Here is a 1,929-nt window from a genome sequence, read left to right on the forward strand (position 1 = left end):
ACCTACCACCGAAAGGTGGTAAGGCGCCCATCGCCGAGCCTACACGTGAAGTATGTCGATGAGCCGGAGAAACTCAGCATCGAGATGAAGGACTTCCTGTCACCAACGGACGGACGACTGCCAAGCAACCGCTCTGACATTTACTTTAAGGAACTCGGCAATGAGTCGCCCGTATTAGTCAAACTGATGATGCAGACTATCTATCAGACTGACAGACGCTGCATTAAGCACATCGGTGCGCAGCAGTTTGGTATGAAATTCCTGCTTCGTGGCTTGTATGCCCATAATGGCTTGCTGTATTTCCACACTCGTATGGAAAACGGCACGAATATGCCGTACTCTGTGGATTTTATCACGTTCAAGGTGGTGGATAAGAAGGTTGCAAAGCGTACCGCCATACAAGAACAGGTGTTGCAGCCCTTGCGTGCCTATCATCAGGTAATGCAAGTAAAGGGCAAGGATAGCGAGCATTCCGTGTTCGTATTGGAGCAGTTTGCCCTCTCGGAGGAAAAACAACTGGAGGTAACGATCTACGAGCGAAACGGCGGACGCACACTGACCTTTTATGTCGGGCAGGAAGATTTGCAGCTGGCAAAGAAGATTGACAACCTCAAACTCAAATGGTAGGCTTTATGAAGAAGAAACTTATTTTATCGGCTTGCATAGTGGTGGCAATGATTTTCAGCCTGCCGTCGCAGGCACAGCGACTCATTCCTAAGCAGAAAGGGATAGAAGTCGTTGGTAGCGTTCCCCTTATCAAGGGTGAGAAACTCTTTGCCAAAGACAACTTCGGTGTTGGTGTATCGCTTACCCGCTACTTGAAACGAGAGAACTACTCCTTTGTAGGAGTTGAGTATGAACAGCAGAATATGCCGTATCGGGATTATAGTGTAAACCTCAAAGATGCGCTCTTACAGGTGGGCTATATGCACCCGATACTCTCCGACAATGGCAAGAACGTGTTTCTCTATGGTGGCATATCCGCTTTGGGTGGCTATGAGCAGTTGAACGAAGACAAAAGGCTGCTACCCGATGGGGCAACGCTGCTCGACCGCTCACGCTTTGTCTATGGCGGTGCCGTGTATGGCTCGGTGGAGGCGTTCCTCACGGACAGGCTTCTGTTTCTTGTCAAGGCACAAGGGCGGTTGCTCTTCGGTTCTGACGTACATCGTTTCCGTCCTGCGCTATCAGCAGGACTTAGGTTTAATATTTAATAGAAAAGAAACATGAAAAAGAAGATATTAAGTTCAATATGGGTAATGGGCGTACTTGCTCTTGCCGTGTTTTGTCTATCTGCTTGTGATAGGGAGCTGGATGTTCAGCAGTCTTATCCGTTCACTGTCGAGACGATGCCCGTTCAGAAGGACATTGTCAAGGGACAGACGGCAGAGATACGCTGCACACTGAAGCGGGGCGGTGAGTTTGCTGACACTCGCTATACGATACGTTATTTCCAGCCTGACGGCAAGGGAACGGTGAAGATGGACGATGGTACGGTGTTTAAGCCCAACGACCGCTATCCGCTCACGAAAGATGTGTTCCGTCTGTATTACACCTCGCTCTCCACAGACCGCCAGACGATTGACGTGTACGTGGAGGACAGTTTCGGTAAGATGCAGCAACTGACTTTCAGTTTCAACAACGAAAAGGCGGAAGAAAAGGGAAAGACCAACGCAGCAGTAACCAAAGCCTCGAACGATGCGAACAGCTAAACGCTTTGCTTTATTCTGTATAATGTGCTTGCTCTGCCAGCCGATCCTTGCCCAGCGCAGGGTACGGTTGGCAGACTTGCCTCCTTTTGAGCGCGCCGTGGTGGTCGTGAAATACTTCGAGGGACTACACAGAGAGAGTTGCTATCCATACGTCGGCTATGGTCATCATTATCCTAACCTTGATATTATCCTAACTTTATATTGCAAATGATTGAAA

At 49.0% G+C, this 1,929-nt stretch carries 3 protein-coding genes and 1 pseudogene; all 4 read left to right on the forward strand.

Going from position 1 to position 1,929, the window contains the following annotated elements:
• Positions 1-627: conjugative transposon protein TraN (traN, locus tag HMPREF9304_RS00375; RefSeq protein WP_052045797.1), on the forward strand; the 627-nt coding region annotated here is incomplete at its 5' end.
• A 5-nt stretch (positions 628-632) separates the two neighbouring features.
• Positions 633-1,214: a conjugal transfer protein TraO gene (locus HMPREF9304_RS00380; RefSeq protein ID WP_036925595.1), complete on the forward strand. Its 582-nt coding sequence runs from the start codon at positions 633-635 to the stop codon at positions 1,212-1,214.
• Positions 1,215-1,226: 12 nt separating this feature from the next.
• Entirely contained in the window at positions 1,227-1,712 is a 486-nt protein-coding gene (locus HMPREF9304_RS00385) for a DUF3872 domain-containing protein (protein ID WP_036925591.1), read from the forward strand.
• Positions 1,699-1,878, forward strand: a pseudogene (locus HMPREF9304_RS14805) (lysozyme); the annotation flags it as partial. The gene HMPREF9304_RS00385 and the pseudogene HMPREF9304_RS14805, both read left to right, overlap by 14 nt.
• Positions 1,879-1,929: the final 51 nt, after the last annotated feature.

The sequence above is a fragment of the Hoylesella timonensis S9-PR14 genome, assembly GCF_000762405.1.
Lineage (GTDB): Bacteria > Bacteroidota > Bacteroidia > Bacteroidales > Bacteroidaceae > Prevotella > Prevotella timonensis_A.

Bases quoted from the DNA above. Each gene is read 5' to 3' on its own strand.
- HMPREF9304_RS00380 (WP_036925595.1), top strand. From the start codon at position 633: ATGAAGAAGAAACTTATTTTATCGGCTTGCATAGTGGTGGCAATGATT.
- HMPREF9304_RS00385 (WP_036925591.1), top strand. From the start codon at position 1,227: ATGAAAAAGAAGATATTAAGTTCAATATGGGTAATGGGCGTACTTGCT.